The following is a 17,218-nucleotide window of genomic DNA, read 5'->3' as shown; positions in this document are numbered from 1 at the left end:
CCCGCCTACTGGACGTAATCGGGCGTTCCGACAACGCCGCGAGGTGCGGTACCAGGCGTCGCGAGCCAGGAGGGACTTTCGAAACACGCCCTAGGGCGTCTACAGGTCCAGGGTGGCGCGGTGCACGCGCCACCGGTCCATCATGGCCAGCATCTCGCCCTGGAGGAACTCGAAGAAGGCCGCCGTCTCGGCGATGCGGGTCCCGGCGGGGGTGTCCTGACCCAGGCCGGCCGCGCCCTCGCGCAGGGTCCGCTCCCAGAGGGTCAGGACCTGGTCGCGGCGGGTGAAGGTCTCGTACCAGAGCTCGTTGTGCAGGACGTAGCGGTCGCGCCGGGAGCCCGGCTCGCGCTCCCGACTGACCATGTTGACCTGGGTGAGGTAGCCGACGGCGCCCGATACCGCCGCCGGGCTGATCTGCAGGGCCAGGCTCAGCTCGGCCGAGGTCATCGCGCCGCCGTCGCTGGCCAGCAGCGCGGCGAAGACCCGCGAGGCCATGCGCTGCATGCCCGCCTCGGTCAGCTGGGAGGCGAAGCGCTCCACGAAGCGGGAGACCGCTTCCTCGTCGCGCGCGCCCGTGTCCGTCGTCGTTTCCATGTCCGCCACGCTCCCGACTTTACGCGATTTCCAATCTTCACAAATTTATGAAAATAGCGTACCTTCGGAACATGACGAAGGCCATCAGCGTCGCCGGACTCCACAAGTCGTTCGGCCGCACCCACGCACTGGACGGTCTCGACCTCGCGGTCGAGGCCGGCGAGGTCCACGGCTTCCTCGGGCCCAACGGCGCCGGGAAGTCCACCGCCATCCGGGTCCTGCTGGGTCTGCTGCGCGCGGATTCGGGCCGGGCCGAGCTCCTCGGGGGCGATCCCTGGGCCGACGCGGTCGCCCTCCACCGCCGCGTCGCCTACGTGCCCGGCGATGTGACCCTGTGGCGCAACCTCTCCGGCGGCGAGGTCATAGACCTGTACGGGCGGCTGCGCGGCGGCCTCGACGAGGCCCGCCGGGCCGAGCTGCTCGACCGGTTCGAGCTCGACCCGACCAAGAAGGGGCGCACGTACTCCAAGGGCAACCGGCAGAAGGTCGCGCTCGTCGCCGCCTTCGCCGCCGACGTCGACCTGTTGATCCTCGACGAACCCACCTCCGGCCTGGACCCGCTGATGGAGGAGGTCTTCCAGGGCTGCGTCACCGAAGCGCGCGCCGCCGGGCGGACGGTCCTGCTCAGCTCGCACGTCCTCAGCGAGGTCGAGACCCTCTGCGACCGGGTCAGCATCATCCGCAAGGGGCGCACGGTGGAGAGCGGCACCCTCGCCGAGCTGCGCCACCTCACCCGCACCTCGATCACCGCCGAACTGGCCACGGCCCCGAGCGGACTCGCCCAGCTGCCCGGGGTGCACGAGGTCGAGGTGCACGAGGTCGTGGGGCAGGGGCTGAAGGTCCGGCTCCAGGTCGATACGGACGAGCTGGACGCGGTGGTGCGCGCCCTCGCCGCGTCGGGGGTCCGCTCGCTGACCGCCTCGCCGCCGACGCTGGAGGAGCTGTTCCTGCGCCACTACGCGCAAGCGGGCTCCGAGGGTGTCGGCGCGGTGGTCGGAGGGGCACGATGAGGGATCAACTCGCCGGCACCGGGAGCTTGCTGCGCCTGGCCCTGCGCCGTGACCGCGTGCTGATGCCGGTGTGGATCGGGGTCGTCTCGCTGCTGGTCCTCAGCCTGCCCGCCTCGCTGGAAGCGACGTACGCGACCGCCGCCGAGCGCGCCGGACTGCTCGGCACGGCCAACGCGAACGGGTCGCTGCGCGCCTTGTACGGGCCGGTCTTCGGCGATTCGATCGGCGCGCTCAGCGTCTGGAAGGGCGGGGTCTTCGCCGGGCTGTGCGCGGCCGTGATGAGCCTGGTCATCGTGGTCCGGCACACCCGCGAGGAGGAGGAGAGCGGCCGTCAGGAAATGCTCTGCGCCGCCATGGTGGGGCGCCGGGCCCCGCTGACCGCCGCGCTGCTGGCCGCCCTCGTCGCCAACGCGCTCGTCGCGGTGCTGGTGACGGTCGGGCTGTCGGGTCGGGGCGCGGTCGGGGCACTGGCGCTGGGGCTCGGGCTCGGTGCGACCGGGGTGCTCTTCGCGGTGCTCGCGGCGATCGCCGCGCAGCTCACCGAGAGCGCGCGGTCGGCCAAGGGGATCGTGGGCGCGCTGCTCGGCGCGGCCTTCCTGCTGCGCGCGGCCGGTGACGCGGGCCGGGGCGCCGGGGGGTCGGCGCTGACCTGGGCCTCGCCGCTGGGCTGGTTGGAGAACATACGGCCCTTCGCCCGGGAACGCTGGTGGGTCCTGGGCCTGTTCGCCGCGGCCGGTGCGGTGCTGATGGTCCTCGCGTACGTGCTGGCCGGGCGCCGGGACCTGGGGATGAGCTTCCTCGCGGCCCGGCCGGGGCCGGCGCGCGGACGGCTAGGTGGGGTCTGGGCGTTGGCGTGGCGGCTCCAGTGGGGGAGCGTGCTGGGGTGGGGGGCCGCCTTCCTCGTGGCCGGTGCGAGCTTCGGCGCGATGACGGACGGGGTGGCCCAACTGGTCGGGGACAACGAGAAGACCCGCGAGATCATCGAGCGGATGGGCGGTCAGGGTGCGATGGCCGACTCCTTCCTCGCGGCGATGGCCGCGCTGCTGGCCATGGTGGCCGCGCTGTACGTCGTGGCGTCGGTGCTGCGGCTCGGCGGCGAGGAGAACGGCCAGCGCGCCGAACCGCTCCTCGCGGGCGCCGTCGGCAGGCTCGCCTGGGCGGGCGGCCATCTGGTGATCGCCTTCGGCGGATCGGCGCTGGTCCTGGCCCTGGGCGGGCTCGGGCTCGGCCTCGGGCACGGTCAGGACGTCGGCGCCGCGGTGGGGGCCTGCCTCGCGCAGCTGCCGGCGGTCTGGGTGCTCGGGGCGCTGGCGGTGCTGCTGTACGGGGCGCTCCCGCGGTTCGCGTCGGTCGCCTGGATGGTGGCCGGGGCGGTGCTGGCCCTCGGCTGGGTCGGTCCCGCGCTGAACCTCCCGCGGGCGGCTCTGGAGCTCTCGCCCTTCGCGCACCTGCCCCGGCTGCCCGGGGCCGGGGCCTTCGAGTGGATACCGGTGCTCACCCTGACCGCGGTGGCGGCCCTGCTGACGGTGGGGGGCCTGGCCGCGCTGCGCCGCCGCGATGTGCTCGCCTGACGGCGGCGCCGGGCCCGGCGCCGCGGGGGTGGGCGGGGTTCAGCGGGCGCTGCCGAGGTCCCGGTCGGCCTCGCTGCCGCTCAGCATCAGGGTGGTCTCCTCGATGCGGCGGAAGCGGCCGTCGGGGGCGAACTCCCCGAAGAGGTAGACCTCCATGTGGACGGCGGAGCCGTCCTTCTTGGTGGCGCGGACGGTGTGGCGGTCGGCGTACAGGGTCCCGTTGGTCAGCTCCTCGTGGACCTCGACGCTGCCCCCGGCGAGCACCGTGCGCAGGTGGGCTATGTGCGCGGTGAACTCGGCGCGGTCGGCCCAACTGCCGTCGGTGCGCTGGCGGTAGTCGGGGGCGAAGTGCCGGTCGACGGCGATCCGGAGGTCGACCTCCGGGGTGAAGAGGAGGTCGGTGAGGGCCGTGGTGATGTCGGTGTTCTGGGGGGCGCTGGTGTCGATGCTGCTCATGGTGTCCTCCACGGGGCAGGTCCGAAGACGAGCGATGCGTGCGCTGCGCACGCTTATGTAGAGGAACATAACACGGACTGCGTGCGCAACGCACGCTATTCTTTGGGGTGTGGACAACGAGCCGGAGCACGAGACGGGCAACACGACGGGTCACGAGGTGGCCGACGCCCTGGGGGAGCTGCTCAAGCGCACCCTCCGGGCCGGCCTGTACCAAACCCTGACGGAGAACCTCGGCGAGGCCGTCGACGAGGTCACCTACCCGGTGCTCAGCGGCCTGGCCCGGACCGGTCCGCGCAGCGCCGCCGACCTGGCGGTCGCCGTGGGCCTGGACCGCTCCGGCGTCAGCCGGCGGGCCTCCCGGCTGGAAGCGGCCGGCCTGGTGCGGCGCGAGCCGGACCCCTGCGACCGGCGGGCCGTGCTCCTGGCCCTCACGGAGGAGGGGGAGCGCACGGTGGAGACCATGCGCCAACGCCTCGCCGACCGGATCGGGGTCACGCTGAGTTCGTGGCCGCGGGACGAGGCGCGCTCGTTCGCCCGCCACCTGCGCAGATTCGTCGACGAGGGCCCCTTCGGGGCGTAGGTCGTCGCGCGCGGCCGCAGGCGGTCAGCACTCGACGAGCAGCTCCCGGAGCCCCCGGATCACATAGCCGTCCCGCCACCGCGGCTCGCGCACGAGCCGCAACGGCGGGACCGCGGGGTCGAGCAGGGCCCCGAAGGAGGCGGTGAGTTCCCACCGGGCGAGCGGTGCGCCCAGGCAGTAGTGGATCCCGGCCCCGAAGGTCAGGTGCGGATTGTCGGTCCGCCCGAGGTCCAGCTCGTCGGGGTGCGCGAAGCGCGCCGGGTCGCGGTTGGCGGAGCCGAAGAGCAGCGCCACCTCCGCGCCGCGCGGGATGACGGTGTCGCCGACCTGGATGTCGTCGAGCACCCAGCGCTCGAACATCTGGAGCGGTGTGTCGTAGCGCATGAGTTCGTCCACAGCTGTGGACAACTTTTCGGGACCGCCGATTCCGGGACCGTTGGCGGCGGCGACGTCGTCGCGGAGCCGAGCGAGGGCGGCCGGATGGCGCAGCAGGGTCCACCAGCCGTTCGCGGTGGTGTTGACGGTGGCCTCGTGGCCGGCGTTCAGCAGCAGGACACAAGTGGAGATCATCTCCTGTTCGCTGAGCCGACCGCCCTCCTCGTCGTCGTGTGCGGCGATCAGCGCGGAGATCAGGTCCGGGCCGGGGGCCTTGCGGCGCTCGGCGATCAGGTCGCGCAGGTACGCACTGAACTCCAGGCTCGCCCGGACCGCCCGCGCGGCGCTCTCGGGTCCGGGATTCAGCTCGTACATCCCGCAGATGTCCGCCGACCACGGCCGCAGCGGCCCGCGGTCCGCCTCCGGGATCCCGAGCAGCTCGGCGATCACCGCCACCGGCAGCGGTTCGGCGACGGCGCTGAGCAGGTCCCCGCCTCCCGCGGCGACGAACCGGGCGGTCAGGTCCCGGGCGAGCCGCTCCACGGCGGGCGCGAGCCGCTCCACCGTGCGCGGGGTGAACGCCTTCGCCACGAGCCGACGCACGCGTGCGTGCGCGGGGTCCTCCAGGTCCAGCAGGCCGCTGTCGTTGAGGACGTGGAACGGTTCGTGCTCCGGCGGTGGCGCGCTGCGCCCGAACTCCTCGTGGCTGAACCGGTGCAGGTACGTCCGCCCCAACCGCCGGTCCCGCAACAGCGCGCTCACGTCGGCGTAGTGCGGGATCAGCCATTGCCCGGTGGCCTCGCACCACACCGCCCGCCCCTGCGCGCGCAACGTCCGGTAGGCGGGGTACGGATCGGCGACGAAGGCGGGGTCCCACGGATCGAAGTCCACCCCCGTACCTTAGGCAGCGCACCCCCTACGCGGGGGAGACCAGGCGGGTCTCGTAGGCGTAGACGGCGGCCTGGGTGCGGTCCCGCAGCCCCAACTTGACCAGGACCCGACTGACATGGGTCTTGATCGTGGACTCCGCGACCACCAGGCGGTCGGCTATCTCGGCATTGGACAGCCCCTGGGCGATCAGGATCAGCACCTCCGTCTCCCGCTCCGTCAGCTCCTCCACCATCCCCGGATCCGCCACCCGGGGCGTCTGCGCGAGCTTCGCGAACTCCACGATCAACCGCTTGGTCACCGAGGGCGCGAGCAACGCCTCACCGGACGCGACCACCCGCACCCCGTCCGCCAGTTGCCGGGCGGACGCGTCCTTGAGGAGGAACCCCGAGGCCCCGGCCCGCAGCGCCTGGTACACGTACTCGTCGAGGTCGAAGGTGGTCAGTACCAGCACCTTCGCGGTCGCGTCCGCCGCGACGATCTGCCGCGTCGCCTCCAGGCCGTTCATCACCGGCATCCGGATGTCCATCAACACCACGTCCGGACGCAGCGCGGCCACCTGCTCCAGGGCCTGACGGCCGTCGACCGCCTCCCCCACCACCTCGATGCCCGGCATCGCGCCCAGCAGGACGGAGAAGCCCTCCCGGACCATCATCTGATCGTCGACGATCAGCACCCGGATCGTCATGCCGACTCCTCCACGGGCCGGTTGCGCACCGGTATGAACACGGCCACCTCATACCCGCCCTCCGGTGTGAGTCCGGCCGTCATCTCCCCCTCCAACATGGCCACTCGCTCCCGCATCCCGGTGATCCCGTGCCCCGCGCCCGGCGACGGCCTGACGTCCCCGATCGCCGGACCGTTGACGATCCGCACGCCCAGCCCGCCCAGGACGTACGACACCTCGACCCCGGCCGCCGCGCCCGGAGCGTGCCGCAGGGTGTTGCTCAGCGCCTCCTGGACGATCCGGTACGCCGACAGCTCCACCCCCTGGGGCAGCTCGCGCACCGAGCCCGTCACCGTCTTCTCCACGGTCATCCCCGCTTCCCGCACATTGCCCAGGAGGCCGTCCAGCGAAGCCAGCGTCGGCTGCGGGGCGTCCGGAGCCTCGTAGTCCGCGGACCGCACCACGCCCAGCACCCGCCGCAGCTCGGTCAGCGCCGCCACCGCGTTCTCCCGGATGGTGGCGAAGGCGGCCTCCAGCTCCGGCGGCGGATTCTCCACCCGGTACGGCGCGGCCTCGGCCTGGATCGCCACCACCGACATGTGGTGCGCCACCACGTCGTGCAGCTCGCGGGCGATCGTCGTCCGCTCCTCCAGCAGGGTCCGCCGGTCCCGCTCGACGGCCGTGACCTCCTGCTGCGCCGTGACCTCCTGCGCGGCCGTCGTACGGATGTGGCGGACGCTGACCGCCAGGAGGACGAAGGCCGAGAGGAAGACCATGGGCATGGTGCCGATGGTGTGGCCCCGACCGAGCAGGACGCTGAGCACGACCCCCGCCGCCGTGCTCACCGTCCACATCCAGGCCGCGACCCGCGGGCCGGTCCGGATCGCCACGACGGTCAACACGGTCATGTGGGCGAAGAAGGAGCCCGGCGACCACGGCCAGAGCACGCTGGCGGACTGGAGCACGGCCAGGACCCCGGTGACCGCTATCTGTGCCCAGAACGCCCCGATCGGCCGCACCAGCGTCATCACGACCGGAGCGGCGGCCAGCAGCCCGATCACCAAGGTGCGCAGGGGCGACGTGTAGGACACGTCGCGCCCGGCGTTGAACAGCACGAAGAACGCGATCAAGATGACCACGACATGGGGCGCGAAGGCGGCCTCACGCCGGATCCGCGCGGGGAGCCGGCGGATCAGCGGGCCGTCCACCCGCAGGGGGGCCAGCGGCCGGTAGGCGAGGGCATCGGTGAACAGGTCCCGGCGCAGGCTCTGTATGAAGCCCGACGCCAGCCGGATCTCAGGGGTCCGGGGGGCTGCCCCGGTGGTCGTCTCGGTCACATACCAACCGTAGGTTGCCACCCCCCTCGCCCGCGTCGCCGCTGATGGGGACTTATCAAGCTCCCTCTCAAGTACTACCCGGCTCCGTCAGTAACCCGTCGGACGGACCAGACCCGTCTCGTACGCGAAGACGGCGGCCTGGGTCCGGTCCCGCAACCCCAGCTTCACCAGGATCCGGCTCACATGCGTCTTCACGGTCTGCTCGGCCACGATCAGGTGCGCCGCGATCTCACCGTTGGACAGGCCCTGGGCGATCAGCGACAGGACCTCCGTCTCCCGCTCGGTCAGCTCCGCGAGCCGCTGCTTCGTGGGGGCCCGCGGCGCCCCCAGCCGGGAGAACTCCGTGATCAGCCGCTTCGTGATGTTCGGCGAGAGCAGCGCTTCCCCGGCCGCGACCACCCGCACCGCCTCGGCCAGCTGGTCCGCCGAGGCGTCCTTGAGCATGAACCCGGAGGCCCCCGCCCGCAGCGCCTCGTACACGTACTCGTCCAGGTCGAAGGTGGTCAGCACGAGCACCTTGACGGTGGACCCCGGCGCCCCGGTCACCGCCGCCGTGGCCTCGATCCCGCCCATGCCCGGCATCCGGATGTCCATCAGGATCACGTCCGGACCGAGTGCGGCGGCCTGGTCGACGGCATCGGCGCCGTCGACCGCCTGGCCGACGACCTCTATGTCGGGCTGCGCGTTGAGCAGCACGCTGAAGCCCTGCCTGACCATCATCTGGTCATCGGCGATCATGACCCGGATCGGAGTGGTCATCGGTCTCTGCTCTCCTTGGCGAAGGCGTTCGGCGGGGGATCCAGCGGGAGCGTCACGCTCACCTCGTACCCGCCACCGGGCCGTGGTCCGGCGGTCAGTTCACCACCGAGCATGCCGGTGCGCTCCCGCATGCCCAGCAACCCGTGCCCCGCACCCGGGGAGGGCGGGGCCGGCCGGGTCGGCGCGGAGTTGGCGACGCACAGGTGCAGGCTGCGCGGCCCGTAGGCCAGGCCGACCTCCACCCGGGAACCGGGCGCGTGCCGCAGGCAGTTGCTCAGGGCCTCCTGCACCAGGCGGTACGCGGTCAGTTCGAGCCCGGGCGACAGCGCCCGCCGCTCGCCCGCGATCTCCGTGGTGATCTCCATCCCGGTGGCCCGAACATTGGCGACGAGTGCGTCAAGTTCGACCAGGGTCGGCTGCGGGTGGTGCGGGTTCGCCGGGTCGTCCGGATGCTCCGAGCGCAGCACGCCCAGCACCCGGCGCAGCTCGGTGAGGGCTTCCAGCGCGTTGCCGCGGATGCCCGCCAGGTTGTCCTTCAGCTCCTCGGACGGATTCTCCGCGAGGTGCACGGCGACCTGTGCCTGGATGGAGATGACCGACATGTGGTGCGCGACGACGTCGTGCAGCTCGCGGGCGATCCGGCTGCGCTCCTCCAGCAGCGTCCGCTGCGCGCGCTCCGCCTCGGTGAGGGTCTCCTGCTCCACCAGCCGGCCCCGGGCCAGGCGCAGCGCGCGCAGTACGTACCCCAGGACCCCGGCGAACCCGAGGACCAGCAGCGACTCGACGATCGTGGACTCGGCCGGCGCCGGACGGAAGCCCACCTCGGCGGCCACGGTCAGGGCGAGGGTGGTGCCGACGACGGCCGCGGTCACCCGGGGCGGCACGCGCAGCGCCACCAACAGCACCACCGGGGCCATGGTGAACACCCCGATGGGGATCCACGGCCAAGGCTGGCCCACCGGCACGTTCGGGTGGATGGCGACGGCGATGCCCACCGCCGCACCCAGCGCCAGCCACCAGCCCACCATCGGCCACCACATCGTCACCAGGATGGAGACGCCCGTCAGCGCACCCAGCAGGGGAGCGGTCTTGTCGTGTACGTGGTACGCCCCGCTGACCTGGGCGACCACGATCGAGCTGAGCAGGTAGGCGACGTAGCCGATCAGCAGGTGCGGCAGCCGGGCCAGCCAGCGGGGCCGGCTCAATCTCGGCAACGGGTCCCGGCGCGTGCTGAGCAACTCCTCGGGCAAGGTCAACAGCATGGCGCGGACCCTGGAAGGGCGTTCGCCCACGGAGTCGATCTGCTCGGTCACGACACTCACCCTAGGCACGGGCGGTGCTCCGCACGGGCGCGGTGGCGACGCCTCCGGTGCGCACGACGCGCGAGGCGCCCGACGAGCGCTTCGTGCGGCCGCCCTGTTCGACGGCGCGGAAGACGGCCCACAGCAGGAGCAGGGCGAGCCCGAAGACCGGCAGCCACGCCAGCCGGGCGGCCATCCACCAGGGGGAATCCGCGACCGTGTGCAGTCCGGGCAGCTCCACCCCGCCGAGCAGCCCGAGGGCCGTGACGGACATCATCGCGCTCTGGTGCCAGAGGAAGATCGTCATCGCGGACAGGTTGACCAGGGCCACCGCGGCCCAGGCCGCCGGCCGCCGCATGACCCGCGCCAGCGGCTCCCTGACCAGCAGTGCCAGCGCGCACTGGGCCAGGCCGAAGGCGACCGCGGCCAGCGTCGGAGGGTTCAGATTCGATATCGCGGCCCCCGGAACACCCACCATCGACGCCGGGTACCCGCCCCACACCACCAGGGCCACCGTGGCCGCGCCCGCGCCGACCAGCATCAGGGCCGCCGGGGTGCGCCGGGCGAAGGCGCCCCGCGCCCACGCCGCGCCCACGGTGTAGGGCACGAGCCACCCGGCCAGCACATTGATCCAGCCGATCCAGGCGGGCCCGCCCAGGGCGAACCGCCACAGGTCCACCAGGGCGACGACGGCCAGCGGCCACAGCGGGTTCAGCCGGGCCACCAGTGGGGTCAGTGCCGTCAGACCGGCGAAGACCAGCAGGAACCACATCGGGGACAGCACCAGGGTCACCAACCCGCGGACCGTGCCCGCCGCCACACCGGTGCCCAGCAGCACGCCCACCACGACCGTCCACACCAGGAGCACCGCCGCGACCGGACGGAACAACCGCCCCAGCCGACGCCCGACCCACTGCCCGTACGACACCCCGCTCGCCCGGGCCGCGACATGGCTCAGCGCCCCCACGTGCCCCCCGACGAGGAAGAAGACGGCCAGCGTCTGGAGCACCCACGAGATCGGCGCGAGCCACGGCATGGAGGACAGCGGGCTGCTGGTGCGCAAGCCGCCCCCGGCGGGGTGCAGCGAGGTGACCAGCCAGTGGCCCAGGACCACCCCGAGGATCGCGAAGGCACGCAGCGCGTCCACGGCCCGGTCCCGGTCGGCGGGGGTGGCGGCGTCGATCCGGCGGACCAGGGCGGCCCGGCGGGCACGAAGCTCAAGCATGGGAAGCCTCCGTGGGAGCGGTGGTGCCCAGGACGATCCGGGCCAGGCTGTCGAGCGAGGTCGAGCCGCCGCGGAGGTAGTCGCTGTGTCCACCGGTGCCGGCGGCGAAGGAACGGGCGCCGAACGACGGGTCCACGGGGTCCGCGCCGAAGCCGATCCCGGCGATGCGCGTGTGCGGCACCTCCGCGATCCAGTCGTCGCTGCCGCGTCCCGCCCACACCCGGGCGGCGGTGGGCAGCTCGTCGGCGGTGTCGGCGCCGGTGCCCGGGCTGCCGTACAGCGCCATGTCGGTGACCTGCGGCCCGGTCTCGGTCCGGGCGCACACGACCGACCCGTAGGAGTGGCACAGCAGCGACTGCCGTGCACCGCTGCCGCTCAGGCGCCCCAACTCCGCCAGGAAGGGGGCGAGCTTGCGCGCCCCGTCATCGGCGCGGGCCGTGGTCAGGACCGTCGTGCTGACCGTGCCGGGGGTGTCGTACCCCAGCCAGGCGACCACGGCGGAGCGCGGATGCTCGGCCTGGAGGCGCTGCTGGAGGGCGAGGGCCCCGGCACGGAACCTCTGATAGGTGTCGAGGGTGGTGTCCGACCCGGGGACGAGGACCGCGATCCGGTCCGCCGTCGCCAGGTCGCCCAGGACCTCGACGGCCCGCCCCGTCCCGTGCCCGTCGAAGGACAGGAACCGGGCCGTACCGCCCGCCGTCATGGCCCGCAGCTTCGCGGCCCGCTCCACGCGCCCCGCGTCCGCCGCCATGCGGGCCGCCTCGTCGAGATCGGCGAGGTTGGCGGCGTACCGCTCGGAGGCGCTCGTGCCCTCGGCGAAGCGGGCGGCCGCCGGAGCGGGCGCGTCGGGGGTGGTGGCGGCGGACACGGGGAAGACGACTGCCGCGGCTATCAGCCCGGCGAGCAGCGTGCGGCGCAGTCGTGCGGGGCGGCTGTTCGCGGTGGGCGGCATGGCGGTCTTCCTTCGATCCAGAGGCGGGTGTTCTCTCTGGTACCGAAGTTATGAACCGAGCCCTGTCGTCAGCGTCCCGCCAGGGAGGTGGGTTTCCGCGTAGCTCTCAGGTATGACATGGGTGACACGGCACGACCGGGCCCGGGCGAGGACCCCGCCCCGCCGCGCCCCGCTCAGTCCGCCACCAGGGGCTCCACGTACCCCGCACGCCAGCGCGGCGCGGGATCCTGGCCCGGGCTGGTCCAGTACTCCCGTGCCTCGACGATCTCCCCGGCGCGCACGGTCCACAGGGACACCGCCCGGTACACGACGTGGTCCTGCGGGATCTCGACCTCGGTGACGACGAAGTCCCCGTCGGCGAGGATCCGCAGCACCTCCACCGACCGCGCGTCCCCGTCCCCGTCCGCGTCCGCGGCGCCGTCGCTGTTCACGGCGATGAAGTTCGCGCGCCCGACGATCCGCTCCCCGCTGACGGGCCACTCGATGACCGCGTCCTGGGCGATCAGCTCGCCGACTCCGTCCCAGTCGCGGGCCTCGATCCGCTCCCACAGTTCTGCAACTACGTTCAACGGCTCCATGTGCCGCAGTGTGCGATGCCTGTGACCTGGGCAACAAGCTTTACTTACAGGCTTATTGACTTCGACACAATCCCGATCGACCGACCGGACGGCCCCCCGCGGGGCGTCCGCCAGGCCCCCTCCGCACCCCTCCCCCCACCCTCATCCCGCCGCGCGGTACCCCACCCCGCGCCGGACAGGTTGCCGAGGTCCGCGCCCCAGCCCCATACAGACCGCCGATATCCCCTCCCACCTGCGCACTTCTAGCCTGACCGCATGACCCCTCATGCCCCGCACGCCGCTCCCCACGCCGTGTCCGCCGACCCGGGCGCCGGTGCGGCCGTCAAGGCCGCCGACCGCGCCCACGTCTTCCACTCCTGGTCCGCCCAGGCCCTGATCGACCCGCTCGCCGTCGCCGGGGCCGAGGGGTCGTACTTCTGGGACTACGAGGGCAAGCACTACCTCGACTTCGCCTCCCAGCTGGTGAACACCAACATCGGCCACCAGCACCCCAAGGTCGTCGCCGCGATCCAGGAGCAGGCAGCCCGGCTGTGCACCCTGGCCCCCGGCTTCGCCGTGGACGTCCGCTCCGAGGCCGCCCGCCTGATCGCCGAGCGCACCCCCGGCGACCTCGACAAGATCTTCTTCACCAACGGCGGCGCCGAAGCCGTCGAGAACGCCGTCCGGATGGCCCGGCTGCACACCGGCCGCCAGAAGGTCATGTCGGCCTACCGCTCCTACCACGGCGCCACCGCCGCCGCGATCAACCTGACCGGCGACCCGCGCCGCTGGCCCTCCGACACCGCCTCGGCCGGGGTCGTGCACTTCTGGGGCCCCTACCTCTACCGCTCGGCCTTCCACGCCGAGTCGCCGGAGCAGGAGTGCGAGCGCGCGCTGCGCCACCTCGCCGACACGATCGCCTTCGAGGGACCGCAGTCCATCGCCGCGATCATCCTGGAGTCGGTGCCGGGCACCGCCGGCATCATGACCCCGCCGCCCGGCTACCTCGCCGGCGTGCGCGAGCTGTGCGACCGCTACGGGATCGTCTTCATCCTCGACGAGGTCATGTCCGGCTTCGGCCGCACCGGCCGGTGGTTCGCCGCCGAGCACTGGGACGTCACCCCCGACCTGCTCTGCTTCGCCAAGGGCGTCAACAGCGGCTACGTACCGCTGGGCGGCGTCGCGATCTCCGGCGCGATCGCCGACACCTTCGCCACGCGCCCCTACCCGGGCGGACTGACCTACTCCGGCCACCCGCTCGCCTGCGCCGCCGCCGTGGCGACCATGAACGCGATGGCGCAGGAGGGCGTCGTCGAGCACGCCGCCCACCTCGGCGAGAACGTGATCGGGCCGGCGCTCGCCGAGATCGCCGAGCGCCACCCCTCGGTCGGCGAGGTCCGCGGTCTGGGCGCCTTCTGGGCGCTGGAGCTCGTACGGGACGAGGAGACGCGCGAGCCGCTGGTCCCCTACAACGCCGCGGGCGCCGACAACGCGCCGATGGCCGAGTTCGCCGCGGCCTGCAAGGCGTCCGGCCTGTGGCCCTTCGTGAACATGAACCGCACGCACGTCGTCCCGCCGTGCACCATTTCCGAAGCGGAGGCGAAGGAGGGCCTGGCCCTCCTCGACGAGGCCCTCACGGTCGCGGACCGGCACACCACATCCGCATAGAGGACGCCTCCTCCGCGCTCAACGAACACATACTGAGCACATAGCGTCCCGGCCGCGGCCCCGCTGCCTGGCCTAAGGTGTCCGGAGTTCTACGAAGGAGACGGACCCTTATGCCAGGCAGCGGAGCTGTCACCCGCAACACGCTGCGCCAGCAGATCGCGGACGCGCTGCGCGACGAGGTGCTCGCGGGACGCCTGCCGCCGGGCACCGAGTTCACGGTCAAGCAGATCGCCGAGCAGTACGGGGTGTCGGCCACGCCCGTGCGCGAGGCGCTGGTGGACCTCTCGGCGCAGGGACTGCTGGACTCGGTCCAGCACCGCGGCTTCCGCGTGCGGATCTTCTCCGTGGACGACTTCCGCGGGATGGTCGAGGCCCGCACCCTGATCGTGGACGGGATATTCCGCAGGCTGGTCGAGCGCGGTACGGCGCCCGGTGCGGCGGAGATGCTGGTGTCGGTGCGGCGACGGGCGGAGGAGGCCCGGCGGGCCGCGCTGAGCGGTTCGCTGGAGGTGCTCATCGGCTACGACCTGCGCTTCTGGAGGGAGTTGAGTGCTCTGGTGGGCAACGTCTACATCGCGGACTTCCTGCACCGCATCCGCGTGCAGTGTTGGGTCTTCGCCGTCCCCCACCTCCAGCAGGAGCCGACCCTGCGCTCCGCGCTGTGGAGCGGGCACAACGAACTCGTCGAGGCGGTCACCCGCGCCGACGCGCACGAGGTCCGCCGCCTGGTGCACGCCTACAACCAGCACGGCCTGGACTGGGCCTCCGGACTGACGGCGGCGGGCGCGTGAGCGCGCCGAGCGAACGACTCGACGGGCGTACGGGCGCCACCTGGCCGCAGCCGGTCCGCCTCAGCGTGATCCTGCGGACGCACGGCGCCCCGGCGACCCGCACCGCCCCGCTCCTGGCCCGGCTGCGCGCGGACCTCGACGAACGCGCCGCGTCCTGGCCCGGCGGCGGCGCCTGGGAACTGCTGGTCGTGGGCCCGGACGCACCCGCGGACGTACCCGCTGACGCCACCACCCCCCGCAGCGACGCCCCCGGAATCCAGCCGGACGATCCCCGCGTACGGGCCGTCCCCACCCTGCGCGCGGCGGTCCAAGCGTCCACCGGGCGCCGGATCCTGCTCACCGACGCCGCCCACGCGGCCACCGGCCTGCACGGGCTCGACGACCTCCAGAGCGGCCTCGACCTCGCGCCGGACACCACCGCGGTGATCTCCGGTCGCCACCGGGGCCCCCTGCCGCGCGCCCTCGGCATCCCCGGCCCGCCCGGCTTCCGCGCCGACACCCTCGCCTTCGCCCTCTTCGACGGCGCCCGGGCCCGCGCCGCCTTCGCCGCCTCGACCCTGCACGGCCCGGCCATCGACGCCGAGGTGCTGCGCTGGTGCCGCGCGCGGGGCTGGCGCACCGAGGAGCGTCCGGTGCGGCGACCCGCGGGGGCGCGCCCGGTCAGGGAACGCCACCCGGGCGAGCGGCACCTGGGCCTGCGGTTCCGCGAGTTCTTCCGGTTGAACGCGGGCGGGCTCGCCGTCGCCGCCTTCTTCGTCGCCCTCGCCTTCCTGCTCTTCCACCGGCTCTGGCTCGACCTCGACGGCGCCTACCTGCGGGACGCGCTCCAGGACCAGAACCAGTGGGAATGGTTCGTCGGCGTCACCACCGACAACATCACCCACCTGCGCAATCCGCTCTTCACCACCGCCCAGGGCATGCCGGACGGCGTGAACCTGATGGCCAACGCGACGATGCTCGGGCTGACCGTCCCGCTGATCCCGGTCACCCTGGTCTTCGGCGCGACCGTCACCTTCGTGCTGGTGCTCACGCTCGGCATGGCCGCCTCGGGCTGGACCTGGTACTGGCTGATCCGCCGCCGTCTGGTGCGCACCCGCTGGGCCGCCGCCGCGGGCGGCGCGCTGGCCGCCTTCGCGCCGCCGATGATCTCGCACGCCAACGGCCACCCGAACTTCGTCGTCCTGTTCATGATCCCGCTGATCATCGACCGGGCGCTGCGGCTGTGCGACGCCGCGCACGACGGCCGCGCAGTGGTGCGCGACGGGGTGCTGCTCGGCCTCTTCGCGGCGTACCAGATCTTCATCGGCGAGGAGCCGCTGCTCATCACCGCGCTGGGCCTGGTCGTCTTCGCCCTCGCCTACCTCGTCGTCGACCGCGAGCGGGTCCGCACCGCCTGGCGCCCGCTGGGCCGCGGCGTGGTCATCGCGCTGGCCGTCTGCCTGCCGCTGGTGGTCTTCCCGCTGTACTGGCAGTTCTCCGGTCCGCAGAGCTACCACTCGGTGCTGCACGGGGACAACGCCGGGAACAGCCCGCGCGCCCTGATCGAGTACGCGGGCCGCTCGCTCTTCGGCGACCCGCAGACCGCGGGCAAGCTCTCCCTGAACACCACCGAGCAGAACGCCTTCTACGGCTGGCCGCTGCTCGCCTTCGGCGCGCTCGTCTGCGTCTGGATGTGGCGGAGCAAGCTCGTCCGCGCGCTCGCGATCACCGGTGTCGTGGCGGCGGTCCTCTCGCTCGGGCCGATCGTGCCCGTCCCGCACACCGACCTCACGCTGCCCGGCCCGTGGCGCTGGGTCACGAAGCTGCCGCTCTTCGAGTCGGTCATCGAGGGGCGCGTGGCGATGGTGTGCGCCCCGGTCCTCGGCATCCTGGTGGCCCTCGCGCTGGACCGGATCGCGACCGCCCCCGCCCGCGAACACCGCACCCTCGGCGTGCTCGCGGTGGCCGCCGTCCTGCTGCCGGTGCTGCCGCTGCCGCTGGCGGTCCGGGAGCGGGCCCCGGTGCCGGCCTTCATCACCTCCGGTGCCTGGAAGGAGTACGTCAGGGACGGCGAGGCGCTCGTCGCGGTGCCGCTGCCCGACCCGGGCATGGCCGACGCGCTGCACTGGCAGGTCGAGGCCGACTTCGGCTTCAAGCTGGCCGGCGGCTACTACAACGGGCCCTGGGGCCCGGAGCGGACCGGGATCTACGGCGCGCCCCCGCGCCACCTGTCGAACCTGCTGCGGGACGTCCGCTACGGCGCCGAGCCGCCCACCGTCGGTCCCGAGTGGCGGGCGCAGGCCCGCCGCGACCTGTCCTACTGGAAGGCCGGCGCGGTGGTCGTACCGGAGCAGGACCGCTCCGCGGAGCTGGTGCGCACGCTGACGGACCTGCTCGGCGCGCCACCGGCGAAGGTGCGGGACGCCTGGGTCTGGCGGGTGGGTCGCTCCTAGGCAGATCATCGCGCGGGGAGCAACCTCTACCGACCCCTTCGCGGAGGGTGTCCGG

Annotated in this window: 16 protein-coding genes; 6 read left to right on the top strand and 10 right to left on the bottom strand. The window is 72.9% G+C overall.

Annotated features, from left to right (window positions below; all coding sequences use genetic code 11):
* Window positions 1–99: 99 nt before the first annotated feature.
* On the bottom strand, window positions 100–594 hold the full coding sequence (locus ACZ4UB_RS19545; RefSeq protein WP_468071664.1) for a GbsR/MarR family transcriptional regulator: 495 nt from the start codon (window positions 592–594) through the stop codon (window positions 100–102).
* A gap of 71 nt (window positions 595–665) precedes the next feature.
* Here ACZ4UB_RS19545 and ACZ4UB_RS19540 point away from each other — a divergent pair, with 71 nt between their 5' ends.
* Window positions 666–1,604, top strand: coding sequence for an ABC transporter ATP-binding protein (locus ACZ4UB_RS19540; RefSeq protein WP_468071645.1), 939 nt, complete (start codon window positions 666–668; stop codon window positions 1,602–1,604).
* The gene (locus tag ACZ4UB_RS19535) at window positions 1,601–3,175 is read left to right on the top strand and encodes an ABC transporter permease (RefSeq protein WP_468071643.1); all 1,575 of its coding nucleotides are present in this window, start codon (window positions 1,601–1,603) and stop codon (window positions 3,173–3,175) included. The genes ACZ4UB_RS19540 and ACZ4UB_RS19535 overlap by 4 nt, the downstream gene beginning before the upstream one ends.
* A gap of 39 nt (window positions 3,176–3,214) precedes the next feature.
* On the opposite strand, the gene ACZ4UB_RS19530 is transcribed toward ACZ4UB_RS19535, so the two are convergent.
* The gene (locus tag ACZ4UB_RS19530; protein ID WP_468071641.1) at window positions 3,215–3,631 is read right to left on the bottom strand and encodes a nuclear transport factor 2 family protein; all 417 of its coding nucleotides are present in this window, start codon (window positions 3,629–3,631) and stop codon (window positions 3,215–3,217) included.
* Window positions 3,632–3,740: 109 nt separating this feature from the next.
* Between ACZ4UB_RS19530 and ACZ4UB_RS19525 the strand changes: the two genes are divergently transcribed.
* The gene (locus ACZ4UB_RS19525; protein WP_468071639.1) at window positions 3,741–4,211 is read left to right on the top strand and encodes a MarR family winged helix-turn-helix transcriptional regulator; all 471 of its coding nucleotides are present in this window, start codon (window positions 3,741–3,743) and stop codon (window positions 4,209–4,211) included.
* 24 nt (window positions 4,212–4,235) lie between these two features.
* Here the strand turns inward: ACZ4UB_RS19525 and ACZ4UB_RS19520 are convergent, their stop codons facing one another.
* From ACZ4UB_RS19520 to ACZ4UB_RS19485, 8 genes are all read right to left on the bottom strand, one after another.
* Complete coding sequence (locus ACZ4UB_RS19520) at window positions 4,236–5,477, bottom strand: cytochrome P450 (protein ID WP_468071637.1); 1,242 nt, start codon at window positions 5,475–5,477, stop codon at window positions 4,236–4,238.
* 25 nt (window positions 5,478–5,502) lie between these two features.
* Window positions 5,503–6,162: a response regulator transcription factor gene (locus tag ACZ4UB_RS19515; RefSeq protein WP_354380751.1), complete on the bottom strand. Its 660-nt coding sequence runs from the start codon at window positions 6,160–6,162 to the stop codon at window positions 5,503–5,505.
* On the bottom strand, window positions 6,159–7,478 hold the full coding sequence (locus tag ACZ4UB_RS19510; protein ID WP_468071635.1) for a sensor histidine kinase: 1,320 nt from the start codon (window positions 7,476–7,478) through the stop codon (window positions 6,159–6,161). The genes ACZ4UB_RS19515 and ACZ4UB_RS19510 overlap by 4 nt, the downstream gene beginning before the upstream one ends.
* Window positions 7,479–7,565: 87 nt before the next feature.
* Complete coding sequence (locus tag ACZ4UB_RS19505; protein WP_468071633.1) at window positions 7,566–8,237, bottom strand: response regulator; 672 nt, start codon at window positions 8,235–8,237, stop codon at window positions 7,566–7,568.
* The gene (locus ACZ4UB_RS19500; protein WP_468071631.1) at window positions 8,234–9,550 is read right to left on the bottom strand and encodes a sensor histidine kinase; all 1,317 of its coding nucleotides are present in this window, start codon (window positions 9,548–9,550) and stop codon (window positions 8,234–8,236) included. The genes ACZ4UB_RS19505 and ACZ4UB_RS19500 overlap by 4 nt, the downstream gene beginning before the upstream one ends.
* Window positions 9,551–9,560: 10 nt before the next feature.
* Window positions 9,561–10,763, bottom strand: a complete 1,203-nt coding sequence (locus ACZ4UB_RS19495; protein WP_468071629.1) for an acyltransferase family protein — start codon at window positions 10,761–10,763, stop codon at window positions 9,561–9,563.
* Window positions 10,756–11,715 (bottom strand): alpha/beta hydrolase, encoded by a 960-nt coding sequence (locus ACZ4UB_RS19490; RefSeq protein ID WP_468071627.1) that lies wholly within the window; start codon window positions 11,713–11,715, stop codon window positions 10,756–10,758. Before ACZ4UB_RS19490 ends, ACZ4UB_RS19495 begins: the two co-directional genes overlap by 8 nt.
* A 173-nt stretch (window positions 11,716–11,888) precedes the next feature.
* Window positions 11,889–12,293 (bottom strand): nuclear transport factor 2 family protein, encoded by a 405-nt coding sequence (locus tag ACZ4UB_RS19485; RefSeq protein ID WP_468071625.1) that lies wholly within the window; start codon window positions 12,291–12,293, stop codon window positions 11,889–11,891.
* Window positions 12,294–12,548: 255 nt separating this feature from the next.
* Between ACZ4UB_RS19485 and ACZ4UB_RS19480 the strand changes: the two genes are divergently transcribed.
* The 3 genes from ACZ4UB_RS19480 (at window position 12,549) to ACZ4UB_RS19470 (ending at window position 17,163) form a co-directional block, all read left to right on the top strand.
* Window positions 12,549–13,940, top strand: coding sequence for an aminotransferase class III-fold pyridoxal phosphate-dependent enzyme (locus tag ACZ4UB_RS19480; protein ID WP_468071623.1), 1,392 nt, complete (start codon window positions 12,549–12,551; stop codon window positions 13,938–13,940).
* Between the two features lie 110 nt (window positions 13,941–14,050).
* Window positions 14,051–14,731: a GntR family transcriptional regulator gene (locus ACZ4UB_RS19475; RefSeq protein ID WP_354380743.1), complete on the top strand. Its 681-nt coding sequence runs from the start codon at window positions 14,051–14,053 to the stop codon at window positions 14,729–14,731.
* Window positions 14,728–17,163: a glycosyltransferase family 2 protein gene (locus tag ACZ4UB_RS19470; protein ID WP_468071621.1), complete on the top strand. Its 2,436-nt coding sequence runs from the start codon at window positions 14,728–14,730 to the stop codon at window positions 17,161–17,163. The genes ACZ4UB_RS19475 and ACZ4UB_RS19470 overlap by 4 nt, the downstream gene beginning before the upstream one ends.
* Window positions 17,164–17,218: the final 55 nt, after the last annotated feature.

The organism is Streptomyces sp. NPDC028419 (genome assembly GCF_055565515.1).
Note: the sequence above shows the minus strand (reverse complement) of the source record. Positions and strands in the feature narration are given on the sequence as shown.